Below are 23,782 nucleotides of genomic sequence, written 5' to 3'. Positions count from 1 at the left end.
CGCTTATAGCAGTAGCCAATAAACTGATTAAACAAGCCTTTGCAATAGCCACTACCCATACAGTATATGATAAAAATTATCTAAATAATAGTTGTTTTTAAACACAGTTCATTGCGAGGAGCAGCAGCGCTAAAGTGGGTGGGGCGACGAAGCAATCTCCTCCAGCGAATGGATGTACGCCGGGATATGGAGATTGCTTCGTCGCGGCTCCTTCACAGATCCCCCGCTGCTCCTCGCAATGACGACCTTTTTACAACGACGCTTCTAACAAGGCGGCACCCAATTAAATTATAATCAATACATTATCCATTAAAAATATAATTTTCAAAAGTTATTACCTGTATATAATAAATTGCGATTGTTAACACCATAAAATTTATTTGTTATGCCCGGAATTTATGTTTCGAAGCCACGTAAGGAACCTGAAGTCAAACACGAAGATTATGACAGATCAGCATTACGCAGCCTGGAAAGGTTTAAAAAAGTAACTACAATGGCCGTTACAGGTACCGGCTGCGCGGGTCTTGCCGATTCCTTTATCGGGCCTTACATTACAGCCAATGTCAGTGATGCCTTCCTTGTTAAATCACTTAGCCTTGTTTTGCTGATAGTTTCTCTCGCAGCCGGAGCATGGATAGGTTATTACAGTGACAGGAAAAAGCCAAGACGGCCCTTATAAGCGCATTCAGTACCAAACCAGCCTATGCAAAACCTTGATCAATTCTCCGTTGCTACCGGACTTACTACTACCATCCTGGTCTTTTTGTTAATACTCATCCGGCAAAAACGCTGTGACAAGTCTGATATAGGTAGTCTTGCCGCTACATTTGTGGCAGGAAGTAATATTCCTGCGGCTATATACTTCTGTTATTATGTATTTGACCCCGATCCCCCGGCATTAATGTTAATGACAAAACTGGCGGGATGTGGGAAGTATATCAGTTTTGCCGGCCTGTTGACATTCCTGTTGTGTATAACCACTCTCTGGGCTTCCATTTCCTCCGCCTATAAAATTGTGAGATCGCCTGATGCAGCGACGGGGGAATAATATCGTGATGATAGTTCCGGCCGGATAGACAGGCATTGCCCCTCCAAAAAATATTTTCCCGCCATCTAGTATACCGGCCTGTTTGAAGTGTCATATCTATAAAGCTGGTTTTGGATACGCAAGAACACATAGCACAATTATTAAAAAAGTACGCCGATGGCAACTGCGCCCCGGAGGAAATAGCCATTGTGGAACAATGGTATGCTTCCCTCCAACTGCAGCCCCCTCCCGGTGATACCGTGCGCCCGCAGCAGGGAGACCGGCTCTGGGAAAAGATTGCGGCCCGTACCGGCAGCCCCGTAAAGGCGCGCAGGCCGATCCGGCGTTATATCGGCTGGGCGGCAGCGGCGGCGGCCGTGTTTTTATTTGCGGCGGCCATCCTGTGGTTCAACCGGCCGGCCGATGATACAGGCCACCGGCAATTCACCGCGGCCGCGGGAAAGATCATCCCGCTGTCCCTGCCGGACGGCTCCCGCGTATGGCTGAGCAGCGGCGCCAGCCTGCGTTTTGAGCCCGGGTTTGCGGACGGCCGTCATGTGCTGCTGGAACAGGGAGAAGCTTTTTTTGATATCCGGCAGGACGATCGGCATCCTTTTACCGTGGAAGCGCGCGGTACACGCACCCGTGTGCTAGGCACCTCTTTCCGCGTCAACGCCGGCCTGCCGGACGAAGCCGTGGAAGTAACCGTGATCACGGGTAAAGTGCAGGTGGAAGGGAACAGTCAGCCTCCCGTGGTACTCACCCGGCAGGAATCCGCTGCATTTAAACCCCTGGGCACAGCGCCCGCGGTGAAACAGGCGGACACCCTTGTAGCCACGCCACAGTCCGCGCTGGCCCGTGAAGGATGGCAGGCCCGCTCGCTGGACCTGGACAATGTATCCACCGGGGAACTGGTACTACTGCTCGAAAGCATTTATAACGTACGTTTCAGCTTTGCGGAAGAGCGGCTGAAAACCTGCATGAATACCATCAGTATCAATACCGGCCGTCCATTGCCGGAAATACTTGATAAACTGAAACTGATCAACCATTTTGAATATAAAGTCACACCAGAAGGTATATTGATTTACGGCGCCGGATGCGGCAGCATATAAAAAAATTAGACATAGTAACAGACGCAGCCATGGCTGCTTATTGATTCCACACGCATAATTGTTGAAATAAAAAAGTGCCCGCAAAAACGGGCACCGGATCGTTATTCCGGTTACACTGCCTTGGTCTGGTAAACTTGCAGGCGGTGCACCGGCTGGTATTTTATTGTTTAACAACAAAAACCGTAACAAACAAATTTATGAAAAAACCGCCATTAACGTTAATTATCAAGTTTATGCGGGTAGTGATGCTAACATCTCTTCTTTTTGCTACGGCCATGCTGGCTTCCGCCAGCAGCAAAGGCCAGTTGCTGGAAAAGGAACAATATTCGGTTTCTTTCCGCAACGAAACCCTCGAAACCTGCATCCGCAAGATCAGGCAGCTGACCGGGGTGGAGTTCGCCTATAATCCGGAAGAACTGAAACAGTTCAGTATAAGCGAAAAACATTTCGACCGGCAAAACCTGGGCAGTATCCTGTCCGGCCTCTTTGCCGCCACACCGCTGGCTTTCCGCGAGATGGACAACAGTATTGTTATCTACGCCCCGTTGCAGCAGGTGATCGTGATGCAGGACCAGAATGTGCGCGGTACGGTGCGCAGCCCCCGGGGAGAGATCCTCCCGGGCGTTAGCATCCGCGTGAAAGGGAAACGCGCCGGCGCCGTGTCCGACAAGGACGGCGACTTCATCATCCGCTGCGCACCGGGTGATGTGCTCCAGTTCTCTTTCCTGGGGTATGTGTCGCAGGAAGTGACCGTAGGGAACGGGCCATTGCGCGTGGTGCTGCATGAAGACAATGCGGAGCTGAGGGAAGTGATCGTGGTGGGTTACGGCGAACAGCGCAAACGCAACGTGGTGGGCGCCATCGGCACCATCGACGCCAAAGAGATACAACGCTCGCCCGTCGTAAACGCATCGGACGCATTGGCCGGCCGCGTGCCCGGGCTGATGGCCGTGAAAAGCGCGGGCGGCCCCGGCAGAGGCTCCGCCCTTTACATCCGCGGTTTCAGCACGATCAACAGCGGGCCGCCGCTGAACAGCCTCTCGCCGCTAGTAGTGGTGGACGGCATTCCCGGCCGCGGGCTGGACAACCTGGACCCGAACGAGATCGAAACCATCTCCGTTCTGAAAGACGCCTCCGCCAGCGCGGTATATGGCGCCAGGGCGGCCAATGGCGTCATCCTCGTGACCACCAAAAAAGGCATGCGCGGCGCGCCCACCATCTCGCTGAACAGCAGCGTGGTGATGCAGCGCCCTACCCGGTTGTACGACATTCTCGATTCCTACGATTATGCCGTGCTGCAGAACGAAGCGTATAAAAACGAAGACAATTAGAATCCCACCGCGGGCAGGGGTTTTACAGACGCTGAACTGCAAAAGTTCAAAGACGGCTCCGAGCCGGACGTGTACGCCAATACCGACTGGTACAGTGAGATCCTGAACGATCACGCCATGCAGACGCAGCATAATCTCTCCGTAAGCGGCGGCGCTGAAAAGACACGTTATTTCGCGTCCGCGGGTTATGCTTACGAAGGCGGCCTGTTCGACCTCGCGAAATTCAACCGCTACAACTTCCGCCTGAACCTGGAATCGAAAGTGGGCAAAAACTTCACCTTCAATATCCAGAGCAGCGGCATGGCCTCCAAAGCGCGGGACATGGGCAGCTTCAACTCCGATTACGTGATCCAGTTCGCCATGGAAAGCCCGCGTATTTACCCCAACCAGTTCTCCAACGGGCTGTACAACTACATCCCGCAGGCACGCGGGAACATGTACCTGATGGCGCGCGGTGACAACGGTACGCGTACCACCACGAACAATGTGTTCATCGGCAACGTGTCCCTGCAATATGACGTGCCTTTCATCAAAGGGCTGTCCGCCAAGGGCCTGCTCGCTTACGATAAACAGAACACCTTTGGCAAACGCTGGCTGACGCCCTACGCCGCCTTTATCCGCGACGCGGCGGGCAACTATTCACCGGCGAACACCTTCCCTTCCAAACCCGAGCTGACGGAAACCTACACCCAGTACCAGACCCTGGTGGCGGAGTTTTCACTGGCATACCAACGGAGTTTTGGCGATCATGAGATATCCGCGCTCGCGCTGTTTAACCGTACGGACGACCAGGGAGACAACCTCTCCGCCGGAAGGACTAACTTCTCCTCCTCCGCACTGGACCAGCTGGACCTTGGCGACCGCACCCAGGCTACCAACACCGGCAACGCCACCCAACGCGGCCGCATCGGTTATGTAGGCCGCCTGGGATACAATTACAAGGCGCGTTACCTGATGGAATTCAACTTCCGTTACGACGGCTCTAACATCTTCCCTCCCGGGCACCAGTACGGGTTTTTCCCCTCGCTGGCACTCGGCTGGCGTATATCCGACGAGCCGTTCTTCAAACGGGCCGCGCCTTTCATCCCTTCCCTCAAGATACGCGGATCGTACGGGCTGGCCGGCAACGATGCCGTGAACCCTTACCAGTTCCTGGCAACTTACAACCTCGTACAGACCACCAACGGGTACAGCTTCGGCGGTACCACGCCGCAATACATTTCCGGGCTGCAGGAAAGCGTGCTGCCCAATCCTGATTTTACCTGGGAAAAAACGCGCATCGGCAACATCGGTATAGAAGCCACCTTCTGGAAAAACCGCCTGACGCTGGAAGCGGATTATTTTACCAAACATACCGTGGACATCCTGATACCGCCCACGCAGGTGGTAGCTTCCACCCTCGGCATCACGCTGCCCCCGCAGAACGCGGCGGAAGTGCAGAACCGTGGCGTGGAGATCCAGCTGGGATACTCGGACCGCCGCAAGAATATCTCCTGGCGCGTACGCCCGAATGCCACCTTCCTGCGGAACAAAGTGCTGAAGTACGCACAGGCCACCTCCGTACCCGAATGGCAGCGCCTCGCGGGCCGCAGCGTGGGGTTCAGCGCGGTGACCGGTTACCAGGCAGATGGGCTTTACCAGTCTGAAGATGAGATCAAAGCCGGGCCTACACCTTTGTATCCCAATGTAAAACCCGGTGACATCCGTTATGTGGACCTCAACGGGGATAACAAGATCACCCCGGCGGACATGTCACTGATCAGCAAAGGCCCCTATCCGAATATCCTGATGGGCGCGGATATGGGCGTGGAATGGAAAGGGATTGAACTGAACCTGCTGTGGCAGGGCGCCGCCAATGTGGAAACACATTTCCGCGGCACCATCGCATGGCCCTTCGCTGGAGACGGCGTGCCCGCCGAGCAGCACCTGGACCGTTGGACGCCGGAGAACAGGGACGCTTCATTCCCCCGTTTGTGGATCAACAATCAAAACAATTCACAGAACTCTACCTACTGGCTGCGCAACACGTCGTACCTGAGACTGAAAAACCTTGAGCTGGCCTACAGCCTGCCGAGAAGCATCCTTCAGCCCGCGGGCATATCACAGGTTCGTTTCTTCGTAAGCGGCCTGAACCTGCTCACCTTCTCATCGTATAAATACACCGATCCGGAAGCATCCTCATCCGTGGCTTACCCGCTGATGCGGTATTACAATGCGGGCATCAACGTGAAGTTCTGATCTAAAAAAACAGTTACATGCAAAAAATCTTCTTCTCCATACTCACCTTTTCCGTTTTTGCCGCCTCCTGCTCCACGGACCTGCTGGACCGCGGCCCGCTGGACAAATACAGCGAGCAGAACGTCTGGAAAGACAGCACCCTGATCAATCTCTACGTAGGCAACATCTACGCAGGCATCCGCAGTACTTACGACGAAGGCGGTGACTGGCTGATGGCCTGTATTACGGACGAAGGCGAAAGCGCCCGCACCTTTCACTTGTCGCAACAGATCAACAGCGGGCAATACGGCCCCTCAGACAATGTGTATAGCCCCTACTGGACCGGCTGCTACACCCAGGCACGCAAATGCAACACCCTGCTGGAAAGGGTGCCGGAAGCCCCTCTTTCGGACGCGCTGCGGACACGCATGACCGGCGAAGCGTATTTCCTGCGCGCGCTGGCCTACATGCAGTTATACGACCGTTTCGGCCGCTTTCCGATCATCGACAAAGTGCTGAGCCTTGAGGACGAAACCACTATTCCCCGGGCCAAAGACGAAGACTGCGTGAAATTTATTCTCGCGGACCTCGATAAAGCCGCCAGCCTCCTTCCGCCCTCCTACAACTCCGCCAATCTCGGCCGTGCCACCTCCTGGGCGGCAATAGCCCTGAAAAGCCGTTTCCTGCTGAACCAGCACCGCGATACCGAAGCCGCGGCCGCCGCATGGGCAGTAATAGACAGTAAAAAGTATATCCTGTTCGGGGATTTCCTCACGCTCTTTAATCCGGAGAACGACAACAACACCGAGATCATCTTCGACAAACAATACGCCAGCGGCATCAGCGGGCAGACGCACTCGCTGGACACTTACGAGAACTCACCCTTCTTCACCGGTTTCTCCAGCGCCATCACCTGCCCCACGCAGAACCTGGTGGATGCTTTTAAAATGAAGGACGGGCTGGCCTGGGACCAGTCGCCGCTATACAACGCGGCCAAACCCTACGACAACCGCGACCCGCGCTTTTACGCCACCGTGCTGTACGACGGCTACCAGTGGATGAACGAAACGGTGGACATGAAAAAAGGCAGCAAGTTCAACCGCGCGTCCGGCTCAGGCTCCTCGCCTACCGGGTATTTCCTGCGCAAGTTCCTCAACCCGAAGTTTGACACCAAAGTGAATAACAACAACGCCAATTTCCAGAACTGCCCCGTGATACGCCTCGCTGAAATATACCTGGTGTATGCGGAAGCCAAATGGAACCTGGGCGAAAAAGAAGAAGCGCGCACGTACGTGAACAAACTGCGCACCCGCGCCAAAATGCCGGAAATAGAAGCAGCAGACTTCACCTTTACCAGCCTGCAAAATGAAAGATTTGTGGAGCTTGCCTTTGAAGGCCAGCGCTGGTTCGACATCAAACGCTGGAACGAAGGCCCGCAAAAGATCGGCGTGAAAATAACCGGGGTGGACATACAGGACAAACCCGAAGGCCGCACTTATACCCGCTTTGATGTGGAAACAAGGTTCTTCCAGCCGAAGATGTACCTCTTCCCCATCCCGCTTTCGGAGATCAACAAATACCCGGCCGGCACACCGCTGGAACAAAATCCAAACTGGAACTAATCACATTTAAAATTCAGATCATGAAAAAATATATCATCCCATTCGTTTCCTTCATTATCCTCGGCGCATCCGCCGTGATGGGCCAGGCCCGGAAACCCGAACCTGCTTCCCCCGAAGAGATTAGCAAACTGAAAGCCGCCGTAGTGGCAAAACCTGAAAATGTGGACGCGCACAAAGCCTACATCAAAGCCGCGGGCGCTACGGAAGAAACAGTTCAGGCGCAATACGACGCATGGATCAAAGAATATCCCAAATCCGATGTGATCCCCTTCGCGATCGGTGAGGCCCTTTGCAATCATGAAAACCCGAAAGCCAGGCCTTACCTGCTGGAAACAGTAAAACGCAATCCTACACGCGCTGATGCCTGGATGGACCTGAGCACCGACGCGGAACGCTGGGGCGAGTTTGACAAAGCCACGGAATTCCTTGCCAAAGCCATGGAAGCCGCGCCGGAAGATCCCAACTATGCATTTTATTATGCTATGAAATTTGATGACAGCGATCCGGCGAAGTATGAAAAACTGAGCCTGGAGATCACCAAACGTTTTCCTGAAAGTCAGCGCACCGGCCAGGCCCTGTACTGGCTCGCCTTCCGCCTGAAAGACCCCGCCAAAAAGATGAAATACGCGGAGATGATGGCTACAGACTTCCCTCCGGAAAAATATAACTGGAGCAAATGGGGCATGGACTATTACTACGAACTGCTCTTCCCGAAAGACATCGAAAAAGCACTGAAGCTGACCGAACGCATGAAAAACCTGCCGGGCGCCGAAGACGCCGAAAAAGCAGAATGGACACGCCGCCAGCTCGTAGCGCAGAAATTCAAAGAAGCAAAAGCCCTCAGGGCGCAACCGGGCAAAGCCATCAGCCTGCTGGAAGGACTCAACACCCGCCGCGACGCCGTAGCCGCTGAAGAGATCGCCCTGCTGAAAGCTTCACTCAATGCTGCCGCCGGCCGTAGCCAGGCCGCATATGACAGCCTGCTGAAATTCCAGGCCAGCAAACCTTCGGACAAGATCGGCGACGCGCTGAACGGATATGCTTCCAAACTGGGCAAAAACAAAGAAACCGTACAAAGCGACCTCTGGACGCTGCGTGACCAGAAAGCCAAACAGGCCACCCCCTTTACGCTGGACGGTTATTTCACCAGCAACAAGATCTCCCTTTCCGATTACAAAGGCAAAGTGATCCTGCTCACCTACTGGTTCCCCGGCTGCGGCCCCTGCCGTGGAGAGTTCCCGCACTTTGAGAACGTGCTGAAAAAATTTAAAGGGAAGGACGTGGTATATCTCGGCATTAATATCTTCCGCGACCAGGACCCGTATGTGATCCCGTTCCTGAAAAGCAGCGGCTACAGTTTTACCCCGCTTGGCGAAGATGTGAAACGCGACAAAGGCAACCTGCCCTCACCCGGTGCGCCCACCAATTACCTCATCGACCAGGACGGGCGGATCATTTATTCCAACTTCATGATCCATGGAGATAACGAACGTATGCTGGAACTGATGATCGAATCGATGCTGACTAAAAAGACCAGTTAATACCAATATCAAAAACCAACCAGTGAAAGAGAGCGGCGAAGGCTGCTCTCTTTTTTATTTCACTACAGGCTAAGTACGATCTTGCCCGTCGCTATCCTGCTGTCTATGGCGCGGTAGGCTTCCACGGCCTTTTCGAAAGGGAAAAAGGTCAGGGTGGTTTTCAGTTCACCTTTCTTCAGCTGGCCGATCATTTTATAGAACCATTCCCGCTGGTCTTCACGGGAGGCATTCATGATGGAAGCGCCTTTGATGCGGCCGGCCTTAAAGCTGAGCAGGTTACCGTCTACCTGTACAGGTTTACCGGAAGTATTGCCGTACGTTATCATGGTGCCGTTTGTGGAGAGCTGTGGCAGCAGCGCGGTACTTATATCCCCACCGATAGCGTCCAGGATAAGGTCCGTGCCGGTGCCGCCGGTGGCTTGCGAGACCAACTGCTGCCAGCCTTCCTCCAGGTAACTGAAACAATGATCCGCCCCTAAAGAATTCACAAAACCGATCTTGCTTTTATCTCCCACCAGGCCGATCACATTGGTGGCGCCTTCCTGCTTTGCCAGCTGGATGGCGAAAGAACCGACTCCCCCCGCCGCGGCGGTGATCAGCACCGATCGATATCCCTGTGCCTGTGCCAGCAGATACCGGGCTGTAAGTCCTTGTGCCAGCAAGCCCTGCCCATGCGGCAGATCGTCCGGCAGCAGGTATGTTTCATCCGCGCGGAGCGTGGCATACTCCGCGTATCCCCGGGCGGCAACGCCCGTTACCCGCTGCCCGGGTTTCATGCCTGTAACGCCCTCTCCCACCGCTTCTATGACACCTTCAAGCTCCGCCATCATCACAAACGGCAAAGGATGATCTCCCATATACACCCCCTGCCGGATCAGTACATTGGCGTAATTGATCCCTATCGCCGATACGCGCACCAGCAGCTCGCCCGCCTGTGGGGAGGGTTTTACCGTATCCGTCATTTCCAGTACTTCAGGGCCGCCGCGGCCGGTCAGCATGATCGTTTTCATATTTGTTTTTTTAGGCCTCAAAGATGATTTCATTTTCCTGTTTTGCCCTTATGCCTTACCTTGAGGAAAGTAAACTAAATGCATACTGATGTTACCCGTTTGTACCAACAATACGTATTCCTGCAAAGAAAGAAAGCTGGCATTACACGATGCGATGGACATTCTCGGTGGGAAATGGAAGGTGAATATCCTGCTGCAGCTTTTACACTATGGCAGCCTGCGCTTCAAAGACCTGCAGGAAAACCTGGCAGGCATTACCCCGAAAGTGCTGACAAAAGATCTCCAGGAACTGGAAATGAACCTGCTGGTGACACGTACGGTGAACAAAACAAAACCCGTGACCGTGTCCTATACGCTCACGGCGCACGCGCATTCCATGTGGGATGTGATCAACGGGATACTGGAATTCGGGATACTGCACCGGAAGGTGATCAAAGAACAATAAAATTCACTGGATAACAACCTGCAATATTTAGATGCTGCGTTCAGGAACTGATATCACATAAAAAAAGGCAGACCTTCAATAGAAGATCTGCCCCGTTCTGAATTTTATGGTCACCGTCTATTTTACTGCGCTGGTGCTATCCGTATCAGGCGCTTTTTCTATCAGCTCCATGAACTGATCCAGTTTAGGCGTGATGATGATCTGTGTACGCCTGTTCTTGGTCTTACCCGCATCGCTGTCGTTGGAAGCCACCGGGTTGTATTCGCCCCTGCCGCCTGCGGTGAGGCGTTTGGGATCAACACCGTATTCGTTTTGCAGGGACTGCACTACCGATGATGCACGGAGTGCGCTCAGGTCCCAGTTGTTCCGGATGTTTTTCTGTGAAATGGGCACGTTGTCCGTGTTACCTTCAATCAGCACATCATAATCCCTGTAGTCTTTGATGATCTTCGCGATCTTGCTGAGCGTTTCGCCGGCTGCCGGGGAGATCTCGTAACTACCGGATTTGTACAGCATGTTATCCGAAAGCGAAATGTACACTACGCCTTTCAGCACCTGCACATCCACATCACGCAGTTCTTCCCTGCTGAGTGAACGCGTGAGGTTGTTGGTCAGCACCATGTTGAGCGAATCGCTTTTGTTCTTGGTGTTCACCAGGTGCTGGATGTATTTGTTGGATGCATTGATCTCATCCACCAGTTTGGAAATATTTACGTTCCCCTGGCTGGTGGAGTTCAGGCATTTGTCCAGGGCGGCCTGTAATGCGGCGAGACCGGTACGTTGGGAGGCGATCTGTTCTTCCAGGCTTTTTACTCTTGTGTTTGCGCCGGTAAGATCTCTTTGGGCTGCCTGGTATTTACCATCCAGCTCCCTGTTCTGGTTCTGTAAATCACTGTAACTGGTCTGCAGCTGTGCGAACTTTTTGTTGCTCACGCAGCCCGTGCCTAAAATAACCATGGCCGCCATGGCCGATGATAACAATTGTATCTTCATATACTAGTTATTTAATATAAAACATATCGTTACTTATACGATAACAACCCCTCCTGTGCAAAGGTTGTGCCATCAAAAAAAGGTTATAACATATTTAGGGACTTAAGATCAATGAAAACCGCCGCAGTCGGACATCTGCATATGATCCCCGGGAAACCGGAATAAGCCCGTTTTAAGCCAAAACTGATTAAAATCAGTTATACTTCGTAGCGGGGTATGGAGGAAGGGAATTAAACCAAAAGGCCTGCAACATTGCAGGCCTTTTGGTTTTTATGGAAGATGTTTTATTCTTTCACCCATGAGGCATTGTATGCATTTCTCACCATGCCGTGGATGCCACGCCAGGTGCTGTCCACAGAGTTGACGGATACTGCCAGCTGCACACGGGCCGGCAGCTTCACAATAAGGGTTTGCAGCCCGATGTCGCCCACATTCAGGCTGTCTTTGCCGTTCCTCTCCATATACAGGGCGCCGTCGTGCGCAAAGGCTTTACCGCCGTATACATCATATGACGCCACCCAGCCGAGGCGGTAGGTATCCATCAGCAGTTTTTTATTCGCGGAAATGTACGTTTCCTTCTCCGCAAGATAAGTGATGATGCGGGACATATCCATAGTGGTGAGCACAAAACCGCCACCACCGCATAATTCCGTCCAGTCATCGTGCCCTGCTCCATCCAGGCGTGAAGGCGCTTCGTTCATCATCTGTAAGGTGCGGCCTTTCACAGGAGCGCAGCCACGCTCGCTACCACCTGCTTTCATAATGATATGCGCATTTACCAGGCGGATGTATTCGCTGCTCATCCACCTCCGGAATTCGACGGCAGACAGTGTTTTTTCCTTCTCCCTCAACGTGATGGAATCATGCAGCTTGGGGATCATCGCCCTGAACAACGCGAAATTAATGTTGGAATACGAATAGGTTTTGGGGGAATCGATCTTGGAACCCACTACGGACATGAGCGTGCTCCAGCTGGTATTGCCGCCGCGTATGCCGGATTTGTGCGTAAGCAATTGTTTGAAAGTGAGGTTTGCAATGTGCGAATGTTTGCTCCAGGAAGAAGGCAACCAGGGGCCAATCTTGTCATCGATCGTAAAGGCATCCAGGTACTTGAGGACAGTAACCGCCGTGAGCGTTTTGGTAACGCTGGCAATGTTCACAAACCCGTTTACATCAGCCGCCATGCCGCTGGTGGAACCGATACCGTAAGCGGCAGTGTCCGCCACCTGGCCTTTGTGCGTGATCACAAACTGGTAACCACGGGCGCCCTGGAGGCTTTCCTGGAGTTTCTTTTTGAAGATCTCCGTTTTAAATACTTTGTCATTTGATTTGATGGGCAGCGGCAGCTCGAACTGTTCGCATGAAGTGAGGCCGATGCCTGCCGTGAATAATACGGCAGCGCAGAATTTTACCGGGGTTAATGTTTTCATAAATCAGTTTTTTGGTTTGATGGCTCAAAAGTATATTCCGGAGGCGGGGCATGGAGCGGCTGATTTATGAAAACAGGAGAAGGATTAACGGATGCGGGGATTGAATGAACGAAGGGCGGCCTGCTCAAACTTTTTATCCGTCAATGACACCAGGAAAGCCAGGAGGTCCTTTTTTTCCTCTTCACTTAGTCCCAGCGGCCGGAGCAATATGGTATCCCGGCCAATGGCCTTTGTGACAAATTTATCCGGCTCGTTATAAAAATTGATCACCTCGCCCAGTTCCTTAAACATGCCATTGTGCATATACGGCGCTGTGACCGCTACATTGCGCAGGCCCGGGGTTTTGAATTTCCCGGTCTCTTCTTTATTTCCCACAACAATGGCGCGCCCGCTGTCATTTAATTCCCGGGCGTTGAACAAACCGATGTTCCGGAATTCCTGTGCGGTGAAGTCTGCCCCGAAATGACATTTCACACATTTCCCTTTACCGTTAAAAAGCTCAAACCCTCTTTTCGCCGCATCGCTCACAGCAGAAGGATCGTCTGAGAACTTCCAGTTGTCGAAAGGGCTGTTGCTCGTTTCGAGGGTACGCTCAAATGCGGCAATGGCGGCAGCCAGGTTCGCACTGTCCGGCGGCCCGCCGAAGATCTTCCTGAACCAGGCCTTGTACCGCGTGTCCGCATTCAGCCGCTGTATGGCCTCCGGCAGGGGCAGGTCCATCTCATCCGGGTTGCTGATGGGCGCCAGCGCCTGTTCTTCCAGTGTTTTCGCACGCCCGTCCCAGAAGAAACTGCGTTGCAGGGAAAGGTTCATCGCGGAGGGGGTGTTCCTTACGCCTTTTCTGCCTTCCACGCCATGGCTCACCGGGAGGGTATCCGCAAAAGCAAAGGCGGGCAGATGGCAATTGGCGCAGCTGATGGTCCTGGTGCGGGAAAGAATGGGGTCGGAGAATAATATTTCTCCCAGCGCGGCTTTGTCCGCAGGCTCCTCCTGTATGAAAGAAACCTGCGTGACAAAAACCAGCACGCCCATCACTATAAATGGAGCATACTTTTTCATGGGCGGTATTTTACCCTGCCCATTACCAGCCTGCTCATTCCTGCTTTTCTTTGATCGCAGCTGTCTGCGACAGGCTGCAGGCGCAGGGAATCGTTGCCGCTGAAGAAAATGACCCTGTAAATGCCCTGCCTGCCATCACAACCGTTGTCCACGAAGGTGAACAGGTCGTTTTCCAGGGTGTATCTGCCGGTGGCGAAAGGCTTTTTGTTGACATATCCTTCAAATGTGTTATCAGCCTTAAACACAACGCCGGTCACATTTCCTTTTTCAGAAGGAGCGGTCTCCCATCTGCCGGTCAGTTTGTCTTCTCCTTTGATAAACGCAAATACCATTGCCGCCGCGGAGATCAGTAAAATTTTCATAAATGTTCGTTTTGGGATAATTGTTAAAAAATAAAATTTGGGGTTATAAACATGGTTTCGGGGTACAAAAATATATGAGTGAAAAGCTGTTGGAAATAGTATTTAAATACTACTGCGTTCCAGCCTGCGCAGCAGCTGCCAGAGCAATACGCATACCAGCGCAAACTGTATGGTATCCGCCGAAAAACGCCACCAGTTTGTGCGAAGCAGATCATCCAGCAACTGCATATTTTTTCCTTCGTGCAGTTTAAACTGAATGGGTATCTGCGTGGTAAAACTGGATATCCAGTCGAATGCATACACGATCAGCGCAAAGCCTATCAACTTCCGGCTGACATAAGAGGCCGGGAAAATGAAGGCCAGGATGTTCAGCAAGGTCATCACCGCGGCAGGGATCACAAAGACCGATATGATCCACGTAGACTGTTCCTGGTGAAAAGCGGCAAACTCCCGCTCCCCCACCAGCTCCCAGGTTTTATAGATGGTGAAATAATCCATCATACGGGTGCCGTAACAATAAAACACCAAACCAATAAACAGGAACAGGATAACCGTTCTGAACGTTTCTTTTTTCATTACATTATTTTTGGGGTATCAACATTATTTTCAGGGCATAAAATTATATAACCGGAAATCCGTTGGGAATAGTATTTAAGTACCACTGCGCTCCAGCCTGCGCAGCAGCTGCCAGAGCAATGCACATACCAGCGCAAACTGTATGGTATCCGCTGCAAACCGCCACCAGTTGGTGCGAAGCAGTTCATCCAGCAACTGCATATTTTTTCCTTCACTCAGTTTCAGCTGAATGGGTATCTGCATGGTAAAGCTGAAGATCCAGTCGAATGCATAAGCGATCAGCGCCAGGCCGAGCAGCTTCCTGCTGGCATAAGGGGCCGGGAACAGGAAAGCCAGGATATTCAGCAAGGTCATCACCGCGGAAGGGATCACGAAGATGCTCATGACCCGTACCCCCTGGTATTGGTGAAAAGCGGCGAAGTCCTTGCTGTCGATGAGTTTCCAGGGCTCGTATATGGCGAAATAATCCATCATGCCGGCACCGTAACATAAAAACACCATGCCGATAAACAGGAACAGGATGACCATTCTGAGCGTTTCTTTTTTCATTATATCTTTTTTCTTGTCCATACAGCGAATACTACCAGTACAAAAGCTCCCATCATCAGCAGCATCCTCACATTAAAGGCCTTCACCACTTTCATTTTTATCTCCTCCACATTGGCGGGCAGGTTGTTCAGGTCCCAGCCCTGTATGAGTTGGTTCAGGGGATGATTTACGTTCAGGGTGAAAACGACATCGCCCATTACGGCCAGGAATGCGGACAACATCAGCCAGAAAGAAGCCGTTCTCCATTCGCTGAACAGCAGGATGGTGCTGACCAATACGGATAGCAGGAGGATGGGGCCGAACACGGGCATCCGGGCGCCCATAAAACTGTCTATATGCTGCCAGTATTCCGCGAAACCGCGATCGCTGAGGCTGGCCAGCGCGGGGTTGCCTCCCATGGCGGTAAAAAAACCGATGCCGCCGGAAAAGCCGCTTAAAAGAGTGGTCAAGCCGAGGCTCAACCCGATCCATTTTTCATTCATTGTTACTTTGTTTTATTGATAAAATTGGGTAGTCAACCTGTACAAAAAGTACCCTGCCATGATTGAAAGGGTCTGCTCATCTTTACTATGGGTGTATGTTACACACATTTACATAACCTACGGGCACAAAATTACTGGGGCCGGCCGCCCCGGGCAATGGTACATTTCTACTACCGGCACATCCCCGGATTTGGGGATTGCCGGGGAAAAACAATCGGGATACATTTGCCCCAACCGTTCATCACCGAATCAATTGATACCCCATGCAAACCACACTCACACTGGCGCGGAAGACGAACAGCATTTTCGCGCAGACCGCTCCCGGTCATATTCATGCCGATGATATCCACGAAGAGATCATCCATACGCTGTATAACCTCCAGAAAATATTCCCCCGCTGGGTCATCTGTACCTGCAGGCTGATGCATAAAGGCTTTTTTTATGTAAGTGAAAATGCCGGCGAACTGCTGGGCCTGGATCCTGCTCTGCTGAGCAGTTTACTGGATGGAGGCGGGCTTTTTAAACGCCTGCACCCCGCGGATGTGGAAGGATTCACCAATAGCCTGCAACTGATCGGCGAGCTGATCCAGCAGGAAGATCCGGAAGATCTTCATAAGATCCGTTTTATATTCAACTACCGGATGCAGCATCCGGATGGCCGTTATATGCATATGCACGACGAAAAAGCCATGCTCCCGCTGAAAAACGATCTGAACCTTCATTACATGCTGATGCGCGATATCAGCGAGGAAACGCCTTTTACGGGTGTTAAAATGACGGCCTACAAAGACGGCAAAAAAATACTGGAATACAACGCATCCGCACAGGCCGTAAGCCAGCTGTCCCCGAGGGAAAACGAACTGCTGCCGCTGATGAAACAGGGCTTTTCCACTAAAGAGATCGCCCATTTCCTGGGCATCAGTCATCATACGGTGAGAAACATGCGGCAGAAGCTGTTCCAGAAATTCCATGTCAATAATGCTATTGAACTGTTGAATAAAATAAACGCGCCGGGAGAGCAGATGTCCGCTATCGCCGGCGCGAAGGATATTAACGACTGGCCGTTGTCTTCCGCGGTGTAACAATACCCGCTGTGTGTTTTTTCTTTAACCGGAATTCCGGGTGGCCGCATTGCCAGAGGGCAAACGAGATGATGTCCGCATACCGGGCCGCGGCGATAGCTTTATCGCTGGTACGGTGCCCGGCTTCGTAATTCACGGAAAGCAGCACCGGTTTCCCTGAAGAAGATGCCTGCTGCAAGGCCGCGGCAAACTTCCCGGTGAGCCATGCGCTCACGCGCGGATCGTTCATGCCCACGGTAGACAGTACTGCCGGGTACGCCACCCCTGGTTTGACGTGATGATAACTATCCATCTCCAGCAGCCCCATACATTCCACGCTGTCCTGTACCGTACCGAATTCCGTGGCATTATTCGGCCCGTTGGGCGCCTGCTCCAGGCGGATCATGTTATTGAGCCCCACCTCGTTGACAGCCGCCGCAAACAGGTCCGGGCGTTCGGTAACGGCGCGCCCTACAGTAATGCCGCCCGCACTGCCGCCATGCGCCACGATCCGTTTTGCGGAAGTGTATCCTTTCGCCACCAGGTATTCCGAACAGGCGATCAGGTCTTTCCAGGTGTTGGGTTTCGTGGATTTATAACCGCCCTGGTACCAGTTATTCCCTTTCTCCCCGCCGCCACGCACATGGGCAATGGCCATCACCGCTCCATGGTTCATCATGGCGTAAAATGCAGGATGAAAGAACGGCGAAATGGTAATCCCATAACTCCCGTAGCCGCTTACAAAACAAGGCGCGGTACCGTCTTTCCGGGTGTTTTTGTTGTAAAATACCGAAAGCGGGATCATTGCGCCGTCATGGCCCGGCACTTCCACTTCTTCCACCACCACGTCTTCACTGCCCGGTACGGGGGCGTTTGTTTCAAAGACGCTTCTTTGCGCACGGCCATTCCCATCCAGGTCAAATTTGACGGGCGGCATGTTCCAGGACATCATCTCCACGATGCAGGCGTTCCCTTCAGGGTCCGTTACCGCCGCGTTCACCGTGCCTTTTAAGGGCAGCTGCACATCGGATATTTTGCCGCTGGCGATCTCATACCGTTTCAGGGTATTGTTCACGCCATCGGAATAGGTGAGATACAGGAAGTCTTTTGCCATTCTTGCTTTGTCCAATAGCTGTTTTCCTTCCGGCACCACCACTTCCGCATGCAATACGTCAGGATGGGCTGCTTTTGTGCGCAGCAGGCGGAAATTGCCCGCCTCGCGGTGAGACAACAAAAAGATATCATCCCCTTTCAGGTGAATACTTTTCACCCCGTCCCCTACCCTGGTGACGGGTTTCCAGCTGATATGCGGATGGAACAGCGCGGAAGATGGCGCGATGAATGATTTAAATTCATTCAGCACGGTGAACGCACAGCCGGTCAGGTAACGGTTATCGTCCGAGATGGTGACCACCACAATATCCCTTGGCTCCAGCCCCAGCTCCGGGTAGGCTGCTCTTGAAAATATCTCTTTATCCGCGCGTTCTTCAGTACCCACTACGTGATACATCACTTTTGTGTTCAGCAGCATATTACTGTCGTTCACATTATCGCTTCCGTTGCGGATATAGAGAAAACCCCGGTTGTCCTGCGTCCAGCCGGAGATGCCGAACCAGGAGGGGTATATCACTTCAGGGGAGAGTATTTTAGTTTCCACATCGATGATGCGGATAGCGGCCAGTTCCCTGCCGTTTTCCGTCATGCCGAAGGCCAGTTTTCTCCCGTCATTGGAAGGGAGGAAATAAGCGACCTCTATGCTTTTGCCGGTGGAAAAAGCGGCGGGGTCCACCAGTACTTCTTCTTTACCATTCCGCCCGTTCCGGTAGCAGATCAGGGACACGGGCGTTCCCGGTATTTCTTTCCGGTAAAAGAAGCGGTTTTTACGTTCGTATATCTCAATGTCACTGTCCAGCTTTGCGGGCCGGGCGGCATTGTATAACCGGAGTATCTCCTCCCGGAGCGCTTCCCGGCCTTCGATACTGTCCAGCCAGCGGCTGGTGAGCGCGCCCTGGGCTTTGAACCATTGCTGTGTTTCGGGACGGCTCATATCTTCCATCCATCTGAAAGGGTCGGTCACTTTTACACCGAAATAATTATCCGTTACCGGTTCCTGCCGGGTAGCCGGGTATTTGAATTGCGCATAAAGAAGAGACTGGCTGAAAACCAGTAGGAGGAAAAATAAAATCAGTTTTACAGGGGTTAATTTTTTCATGTTGTCCATGTCAGATCTTACGTTGTGGATGAAGGATAGTAATCACTTTACAATCGGTGATGGCTTTGGCCGTATGGGGCACATTGGAAGGCACAAAACTGGTCATACCGCGGATAAGTATGCCGGTAGATTCCCCGATCGTCATCTGGAGCATTCCCTCCAGCACAATATCGATCGCTTCCTGGGGATGCTGATGCAAAGGCACTTCGGCGCCTGCTTTCATGACGGTATACCCTACCGTCTGGTAATCTGTCTGGAAAAATGAAACGGTGGCCCCTTCGAGGGCGTCTTTTGTTTTCAGCTTGTCCAGCGTAATAAAATTGCTCATAATGATATTTTTTTTAAAACATCAAAACTAGCCACTACATAAAGCCCGGACAATAGTAGATTAGTACTACAGGAAAGAGAAGGAACTTATACGATCTTCTGGTTGATGGCTTTTGCTACCGCTTCGGTGAGGGAAGCCACGTGCAGTTTTTCATAGATCTTTTTAACGTGGCTGCGCACGGTTTCATAGCTGATAGTAAGCCTGTCCGCAATCATCTTGTAACTCAGGCCTTCCACGATGCAGGCGAGCACTTCCTTTTCGCGGGGAGAAAGGTGATAGTCCGGTGCGGGCATGGACTGCACATGCTGCGGTATCTGCTGAAGTTTTGCCAGCACTTTCCTGGCAATGGTCGGGGACATGGGGGAACCGCCGAATTGTATCTCCCGGATGGATTCGAGAAGGCGGGTGTTGAGGTGGTTCTTTAAAATATAACCGGACGCACCGGCGCAGATGGAATCAAATACGCGGTCATCATCTTCAAAAACGGTTTGCATGAGCACCGGCACCTGCGGGAATTCTTTCCGGATCAGTTTCAGGGCTTCAATGCCCGTCATGCCTGGCATTTCGATATCCATGAGAATGATATCCGGGTTGCAGCCGCGCACGTCCGCCACGCAATCCAGCACATGGGAAAAAGAGCCCGCTACTTCCAGCTCCGGCGCTGTTTTTAACAGCATCGTGATGCTTTCGCGGATACTTTTGTTGTCGTCGAATATTGCAATGCGTATGCTCATAAAACTGCGTGTTGCCTGAAGTTCCTTTTATCCGCGGACATATACAATCCCCGAATACGGGGAGTGCGGTCAGGAAACGGGGAATTTCAACTGAATGACCGTCCCCTCTCCCGGCTGGCTCCTGGTGATCAGGGTGCCTTTCATTTCCGCGGCCCTCATTTCCATATTACGCAGCCCGTTGCCGGACAGGGATGGGGAGGTTCTGGCGGTTGCCTGGTCAAAACCTTTACCATCGTCGCGCACCGTCATTTCAAGCTCATGCTGGTGCAGCCGGATGCTGACCCACAAATTTACACAATCCGCGTACTTCAGGGCGTTATTCACGGATTCTTTGAAGATCAGGTACAGGTTTTTGCGGCGGGTCATTTCGAGGTTCAGCTGCATTACGTCCTGCCCCGCCTCCAGGTGAAACCGGATGTTCCTGGCGGCCAGCAGCGGGCGGGCGAAGGATTCCATCCGTTGCAGGATGGTGCTCATACTGTCGTTCCCGGGATTGATGGCCCATACGATATCATTCATTTCGGAGATCATTTCCCCGGCGGTGTCGCTGATGCGGGTGATGGCCGCGCTCAGCTCGTCCTCGTTCTTCCGCTGGTGATGGATCTGCGCCACTTCGCTGAATACGGCGATGCTGCTGAGGGTGGAGCCTACATTGTCGTGCAGGTCCTGCGCGATCTTGTTGCGGATAGCCTGCCGTTTTAATAATTCATTGACCCGGTACCGGTAAATGCCGTATACGGCGCCGCTGAGCAGGATGGCCACGGCTGCGTAGAACCACCACTGCCGCCAGAAAGGCGGGATAATGATGATGCGAACGTAAGCCGTTTTCCCTTCCCTGGCCCCGGGGCCACCCGTGGCTTTTACCTGGAAGATATACTCGCCGCCGGCCAGGTTGGAGAACTGTGCGAAGTTCTGGCTGCCATTGTCCACCCAGTTTTTGTCCCAGCCCTCCAGCCGGTAACTGTACCGCACGTTGCCTGCCGGTGAAAAATCGGGCGCGGCAAACTCTATGCGGAAATAATTCTGGTCGTGCTGCAGCGTGATCTTATCCTGCCTCAGCAGGTGGCTGAAAGAGGTGTTAAATACTTTAAGATCCGTAAAAAAGATATCCGGCGTACGGTGCATGTCCCGCACGGCAGCGGGATCGAATGCGATGAAATAACCCGCGCCTGTTACATACATTTTGCCGGCGGGGTCTTTGTAAATATTGCCGGTGATGCCGCCTGTCTTTTTCAGGTCCGGCAAACGGAAGGAAAACCAGGCATCCTTCACGGGATCATATTTGTAAAGGTCACCGCTGCCGATCATCCAGATATTGCCTGCCTCATCTGCCTGGATGCCCTCCAGCAGGTTGTTGCTGCCCGCGATATGTTTAAATTTTTCAGTCCGTACATCGAAATAATGTAACCCGCCGCCATAGGTGCTCACCCAGAGATTGCCCTTCGCATCTTCCGTGATATCGTACACATGATTATTGTGAATGCTGCCTGGCTCCGAAGGATCGCCGTCCAGGTAACGGACGCGCGGAGATGGTTGTTTTTCCCAGCTGCCCAGCCCCGACTTGGCGGTGGCCAGCCAGATGTTGCCGTTGCGGGCTTTGAATATTTTCCTCAGCAGGTTGTCTTTCAGGTTAAAACGCTGCAATATCTTTTTCGCCGTATCCACGCGGGATACCCAACGTTGCTCCACCAGGTCGTAATACGCCAGGAAATGCCCGTATGGCAATACCAGCAGTACCGGGTGCTGATCGATCGTATCGCGGGCGATGCTCACCACCCGTGATTCGATGATCCTGTTCATCACCGAATCTTTCCCGGTATTGGGCAGCAGCGACAGGCGGCGGTGCTGTGTGTCGAAGCGGAACAGGGAATAATCGGTACCGAGGTAAAAAGCGCCGTCCGTATCCCGGAAAAACTTCGTGACACTCAGCGGGCGGCCCTGGTATTGCAGCGGGATATGCCGGAAAGAAGCCGTACTGTCCTGCCAGGTGTATATCCCGTTATCCGTACCGATCCACAATTCTTGGTTGTGCTCCCTGAAAAAATCATAGACCGTCAGGCTCTTTTTATCGGCGGGGCCGGGCGGCAGAAACACCTGTTCAAACTGCGCCTGCACCGGGCTGATGCTGATCCCTTTGTTCGTGGCCAGCCATACCGTGCCTTGTTTGTCCGTATAAATGCTGTTGATCCTGTCGTCCGCAACGGTGCCTTCCAGCGAGGCATTGTAACGGTAGTGATAAAAGCGGTTTTGTTTTTCGTTGTATAGCTGCAACCCTTTCTGCCTGCCGCCTATCCACAACCAGCCGTTCCTGTCTTCCGCGAAACTGATGATCTCATCGTTCACAAAACCACCGGCGGCGCCTTCCCGGAATACTTCTTCGTGGTTTGTGCGGGCATTGTAGCGGTACAGCACTTTGTCCCAGGAGCCATACCACATATTGTCCCGGCCATCCGCATACAGGGCGGTGACGGTAGTATGGGGCAGCCGGGCATAAAGATCGGCGTACCGTGCATCCGCTTCAAAACTGAGGTTGCGGGAGTTGATCTTCAGCAGTCCTCCGCCCTGCCTGCCTACCCAGATGATGCCGTTCCTGTCCATACAGAGATCGAGGATGCCCTGGGTGCCTTTGGTAACGGGCTGTTCAAACTTTTCAGTTGTTTTGTTGAAACGCCATACCCCTTTGCCGCCCGTGCCCAGCCAGACGTAGCCTTGTGCGTCATGCAACAGGGTATTGACTGTATTCACGGGAATGGAAGCGGAATCGTTCCGCGAATGCCGGTATTGTTTGAACTGCCGCTCCGGCGGAAGGCGGTAATCATAACGCGTGAGGCCACCATCGGCCGTGGCGATCCAAAGCACTTCTGCTTCGTCTTCCAGCAGGGAGGTGATGATATTGCCGGAAACAGAAGAAGGATTGCCGGGCTCGTGGCGGAACACCACAAAAGAATGGCCGTCATAACGGTTCAGGCCGTCTTCCGTGCCGATCCACATAAACCCGCGCCGGTCCTGCACAAAACAGTTCACCTTGTTGTGCGACAACCCGTTTTGCGTGGTCAGTTTTTCAAAATATAAATTAGGCTGCTGCGCGCATAGCATTCCTGCCAGGCACAAAAGGATCGGGGTCAGTAATGGAGTTTTGAACAGCATGGCCTTTACAGCAAATAGGTGATCTGTTCCTTAAAAGTAGCAAAATAAAGTCGGAACCCTATCCTGCCCTCCTGTTGCGTGCCAGGTATCCGTCCAGGCTAAAGGTATAATGCTGCTGCACCGCCAGTAAAAAACCGGCAGAACTGCCCACCCATACAGAATACGCCAATGTGGACCGGAAACCGATGGAAAAGGTCATGGACAGGGCAAACACCAGCAGCAGGAAGCCTGTGGCATAAGCGGCCAGTTTTGTTTTAAAACCAGCCAGCAGGCACAGCGGCAATACGATCTCCAGCGTGGTAGCGATCACGGCGGCTGGCTCCTGGAAAAAACCGGGCAGGTAAAAAGTCAGCTGCCGCGAATACACCAGGAAATTTTCCCAGTTGCCCCAGCTGGTATCCGGGCCCCAGCCAAAACGGTCCGCTACCGCGGATAACATGGTGATGGCAAGGGCTGCTCTTACATATAACTGTTCGTACCCTTTGGTTTCTTTTGAGGACATAAGACGTGGTGTTTTTTGATACTACAAAGGTCCTGGGAA

At 52.7% G+C, this 23,782-nt stretch carries 21 protein-coding genes and 1 pseudogene; 9 read left to right on the top strand and 13 right to left on the bottom strand.

Annotated elements, in window-relative coordinates:
• Positions 1-385 precede the first annotated feature (385 nt).
• The 7 genes and pseudogenes from EG028_RS20420 (at position 386) to EG028_RS20390 (ending at position 8,853) form a co-directional block, all read left to right on the top strand.
• Positions 386-679, top strand: a complete 294-nt coding sequence (locus EG028_RS20420) for a hypothetical protein (RefSeq protein ID WP_120518181.1) — start codon at positions 386-388, stop codon at positions 677-679.
• A gap of 24 nt (positions 680-703) precedes the next feature.
• Entirely contained in the window at positions 704-1,048 is a 345-nt protein-coding gene (locus EG028_RS20415; protein ID WP_120518180.1) for a hypothetical protein, read from the top strand.
• Between the two features lie 110 nt (positions 1,049-1,158).
• Positions 1,159-2,142 carry a FecR family protein gene (locus EG028_RS20410; protein WP_120518179.1) on the top strand — a complete coding sequence of 328 codons (984 nt, stop codon included), beginning with the start codon at positions 1,159-1,161 and terminating at the stop codon, positions 2,140-2,142.
• A 245-nt stretch (positions 2,143-2,387) separates the two neighbouring features.
• Positions 2,388-3,473, top strand: coding sequence for a TonB-dependent receptor plug domain-containing protein (locus EG028_RS20405; protein WP_162946587.1), 1,086 nt, complete (start codon positions 2,388-2,390; stop codon positions 3,471-3,473).
• A gap of 33 nt (positions 3,474-3,506) precedes the next feature.
• A pseudogene (locus tag EG028_RS20400) lies at positions 3,507-5,711 on the top strand (SusC/RagA family TonB-linked outer membrane protein); the annotation flags it as partial.
• 17 nt (positions 5,712-5,728) lie between these two features.
• Positions 5,729-7,312: a RagB/SusD family nutrient uptake outer membrane protein gene (locus EG028_RS20395; RefSeq protein WP_120518176.1), complete on the top strand. Its 1,584-nt coding sequence runs from the start codon at positions 5,729-5,731 to the stop codon at positions 7,310-7,312.
• Between the two features lie 20 nt (positions 7,313-7,332).
• Positions 7,333-8,853, top strand: a complete 1,521-nt coding sequence (locus tag EG028_RS20390; protein ID WP_120518175.1) for a TlpA disulfide reductase family protein — start codon at positions 7,333-7,335, stop codon at positions 8,851-8,853.
• Between the two features lie 62 nt (positions 8,854-8,915).
• Here the strand turns inward: EG028_RS20390 and EG028_RS20385 are convergent, their stop codons facing one another.
• Complete coding sequence (locus tag EG028_RS20385; protein ID WP_162946586.1) at positions 8,916-9,863, bottom strand: quinone oxidoreductase family protein; 948 nt, start codon at positions 9,861-9,863, stop codon at positions 8,916-8,918.
• Positions 9,864-9,951: 88 nt separating this feature from the next.
• On the opposite strand from EG028_RS20385, the gene EG028_RS20380 reads away from it, so the two are divergent.
• Positions 9,952-10,308, top strand: a complete 357-nt coding sequence (locus EG028_RS20380; RefSeq protein WP_120518173.1) for a winged helix-turn-helix transcriptional regulator — start codon at positions 9,952-9,954, stop codon at positions 10,306-10,308.
• 117 nt (positions 10,309-10,425) lie between these two features.
• Here the strand turns inward: EG028_RS20380 and EG028_RS20375 are convergent, their stop codons facing one another.
• The 7 genes from EG028_RS20375 to EG028_RS20345 all read right to left on the bottom strand — a co-directional run bounded on the left by EG028_RS20375 (position 10,426) and on the right by EG028_RS20345 (position 15,759).
• Positions 10,426-11,301: an OmpA family protein gene (locus EG028_RS20375; RefSeq protein WP_120518172.1), complete on the bottom strand. Its 876-nt coding sequence runs from the start codon at positions 11,299-11,301 to the stop codon at positions 10,426-10,428.
• Between the two features lie 284 nt (positions 11,302-11,585).
• Positions 11,586-12,731 carry a serine hydrolase domain-containing protein gene (locus EG028_RS20370; RefSeq protein ID WP_120518171.1) on the bottom strand — a complete coding sequence of 382 codons (1,146 nt, stop codon included), beginning with the start codon at positions 12,729-12,731 and terminating at the stop codon, positions 11,586-11,588.
• 84 nt (positions 12,732-12,815) lie between these two features.
• Positions 12,816-13,790 (bottom strand): cytochrome-c peroxidase, encoded by a 975-nt coding sequence (locus EG028_RS20365; RefSeq protein ID WP_120518170.1) that lies wholly within the window; start codon positions 13,788-13,790, stop codon positions 12,816-12,818.
• Positions 13,787-14,152 carry a hypothetical protein gene (locus tag EG028_RS20360; RefSeq protein ID WP_120518169.1) on the bottom strand — a complete coding sequence of 122 codons (366 nt, stop codon included), beginning with the start codon at positions 14,150-14,152 and terminating at the stop codon, positions 13,787-13,789. The genes EG028_RS20365 and EG028_RS20360 overlap by 4 nt, the downstream gene beginning before the upstream one ends.
• 102 nt (positions 14,153-14,254) lie before the next feature.
• Positions 14,255-14,728: a hypothetical protein gene (locus EG028_RS20355; protein ID WP_120518168.1), complete on the bottom strand. Its 474-nt coding sequence runs from the start codon at positions 14,726-14,728 to the stop codon at positions 14,255-14,257.
• A 75-nt stretch (positions 14,729-14,803) separates the two neighbouring features.
• Complete coding sequence (locus tag EG028_RS20350) at positions 14,804-15,277, bottom strand: hypothetical protein (RefSeq protein ID WP_123864736.1); 474 nt, start codon at positions 15,275-15,277, stop codon at positions 14,804-14,806.
• A complete protein-coding gene (locus tag EG028_RS20345) occupies positions 15,277-15,759 on the bottom strand; it encodes an anthrone oxygenase family protein (protein ID WP_120518166.1) in 483 nt (160 codons plus the stop codon). Before EG028_RS20345 ends, EG028_RS20350 begins: the two co-directional genes overlap by 1 nt.
• A gap of 263 nt (positions 15,760-16,022) precedes the next feature.
• Here EG028_RS20345 and EG028_RS20340 point away from each other — a divergent pair, with 263 nt between their 5' ends.
• Complete coding sequence (locus tag EG028_RS20340) at positions 16,023-16,841, top strand: LuxR C-terminal-related transcriptional regulator (RefSeq protein ID WP_120518165.1); 819 nt, start codon at positions 16,023-16,025, stop codon at positions 16,839-16,841.
• Here the strand turns inward: EG028_RS20340 and EG028_RS20335 are convergent.
• The 5 genes from EG028_RS20335 to EG028_RS20315 all read right to left on the bottom strand — a co-directional run bounded on the left by EG028_RS20335 (position 16,810) and on the right by EG028_RS20315 (position 23,743).
• A complete protein-coding gene (locus EG028_RS20335; protein WP_162946585.1) occupies positions 16,810-19,032 on the bottom strand; it encodes a prolyl oligopeptidase family serine peptidase in 2,223 nt (740 codons plus the stop codon). The two genes, EG028_RS20340 and EG028_RS20335, sit on opposite strands and share 32 nt — an antisense overlap.
• A gap of 10 nt (positions 19,033-19,042) precedes the next feature.
• Positions 19,043-19,360, bottom strand: a complete 318-nt coding sequence (locus tag EG028_RS20330; RefSeq protein ID WP_120518163.1) for a cupin domain-containing protein — start codon at positions 19,358-19,360, stop codon at positions 19,043-19,045.
• Between the two features lie 86 nt (positions 19,361-19,446).
• Positions 19,447-20,094: a response regulator gene (locus EG028_RS20325; RefSeq protein WP_120518162.1), complete on the bottom strand. Its 648-nt coding sequence runs from the start codon at positions 20,092-20,094 to the stop codon at positions 19,447-19,449.
• 69 nt (positions 20,095-20,163) lie between these two features.
• Positions 20,164-23,241 carry a sensor histidine kinase gene (locus EG028_RS20320; RefSeq protein ID WP_241559181.1) on the bottom strand — a complete coding sequence of 1,026 codons (3,078 nt, stop codon included), beginning with the start codon at positions 23,239-23,241 and terminating at the stop codon, positions 20,164-20,166.
• A gap of 58 nt (positions 23,242-23,299) precedes the next feature.
• Entirely contained in the window at positions 23,300-23,743 is a 444-nt protein-coding gene (locus EG028_RS20315; RefSeq protein WP_120518160.1) for a DoxX family membrane protein, read from the bottom strand.
• Positions 23,744-23,782 lie beyond the last annotated feature (39 nt).

Origin of the sequence: Chitinophaga barathri, from assembly GCF_003807585.1 — a bacterium.
Lineage (GTDB): Bacteria > Bacteroidota > Bacteroidia > Chitinophagales > Chitinophagaceae > Chitinophaga > Chitinophaga barathri.
Note: the sequence above shows the minus strand (reverse complement) of the source record. Positions and strands in the feature narration are given on the sequence as shown.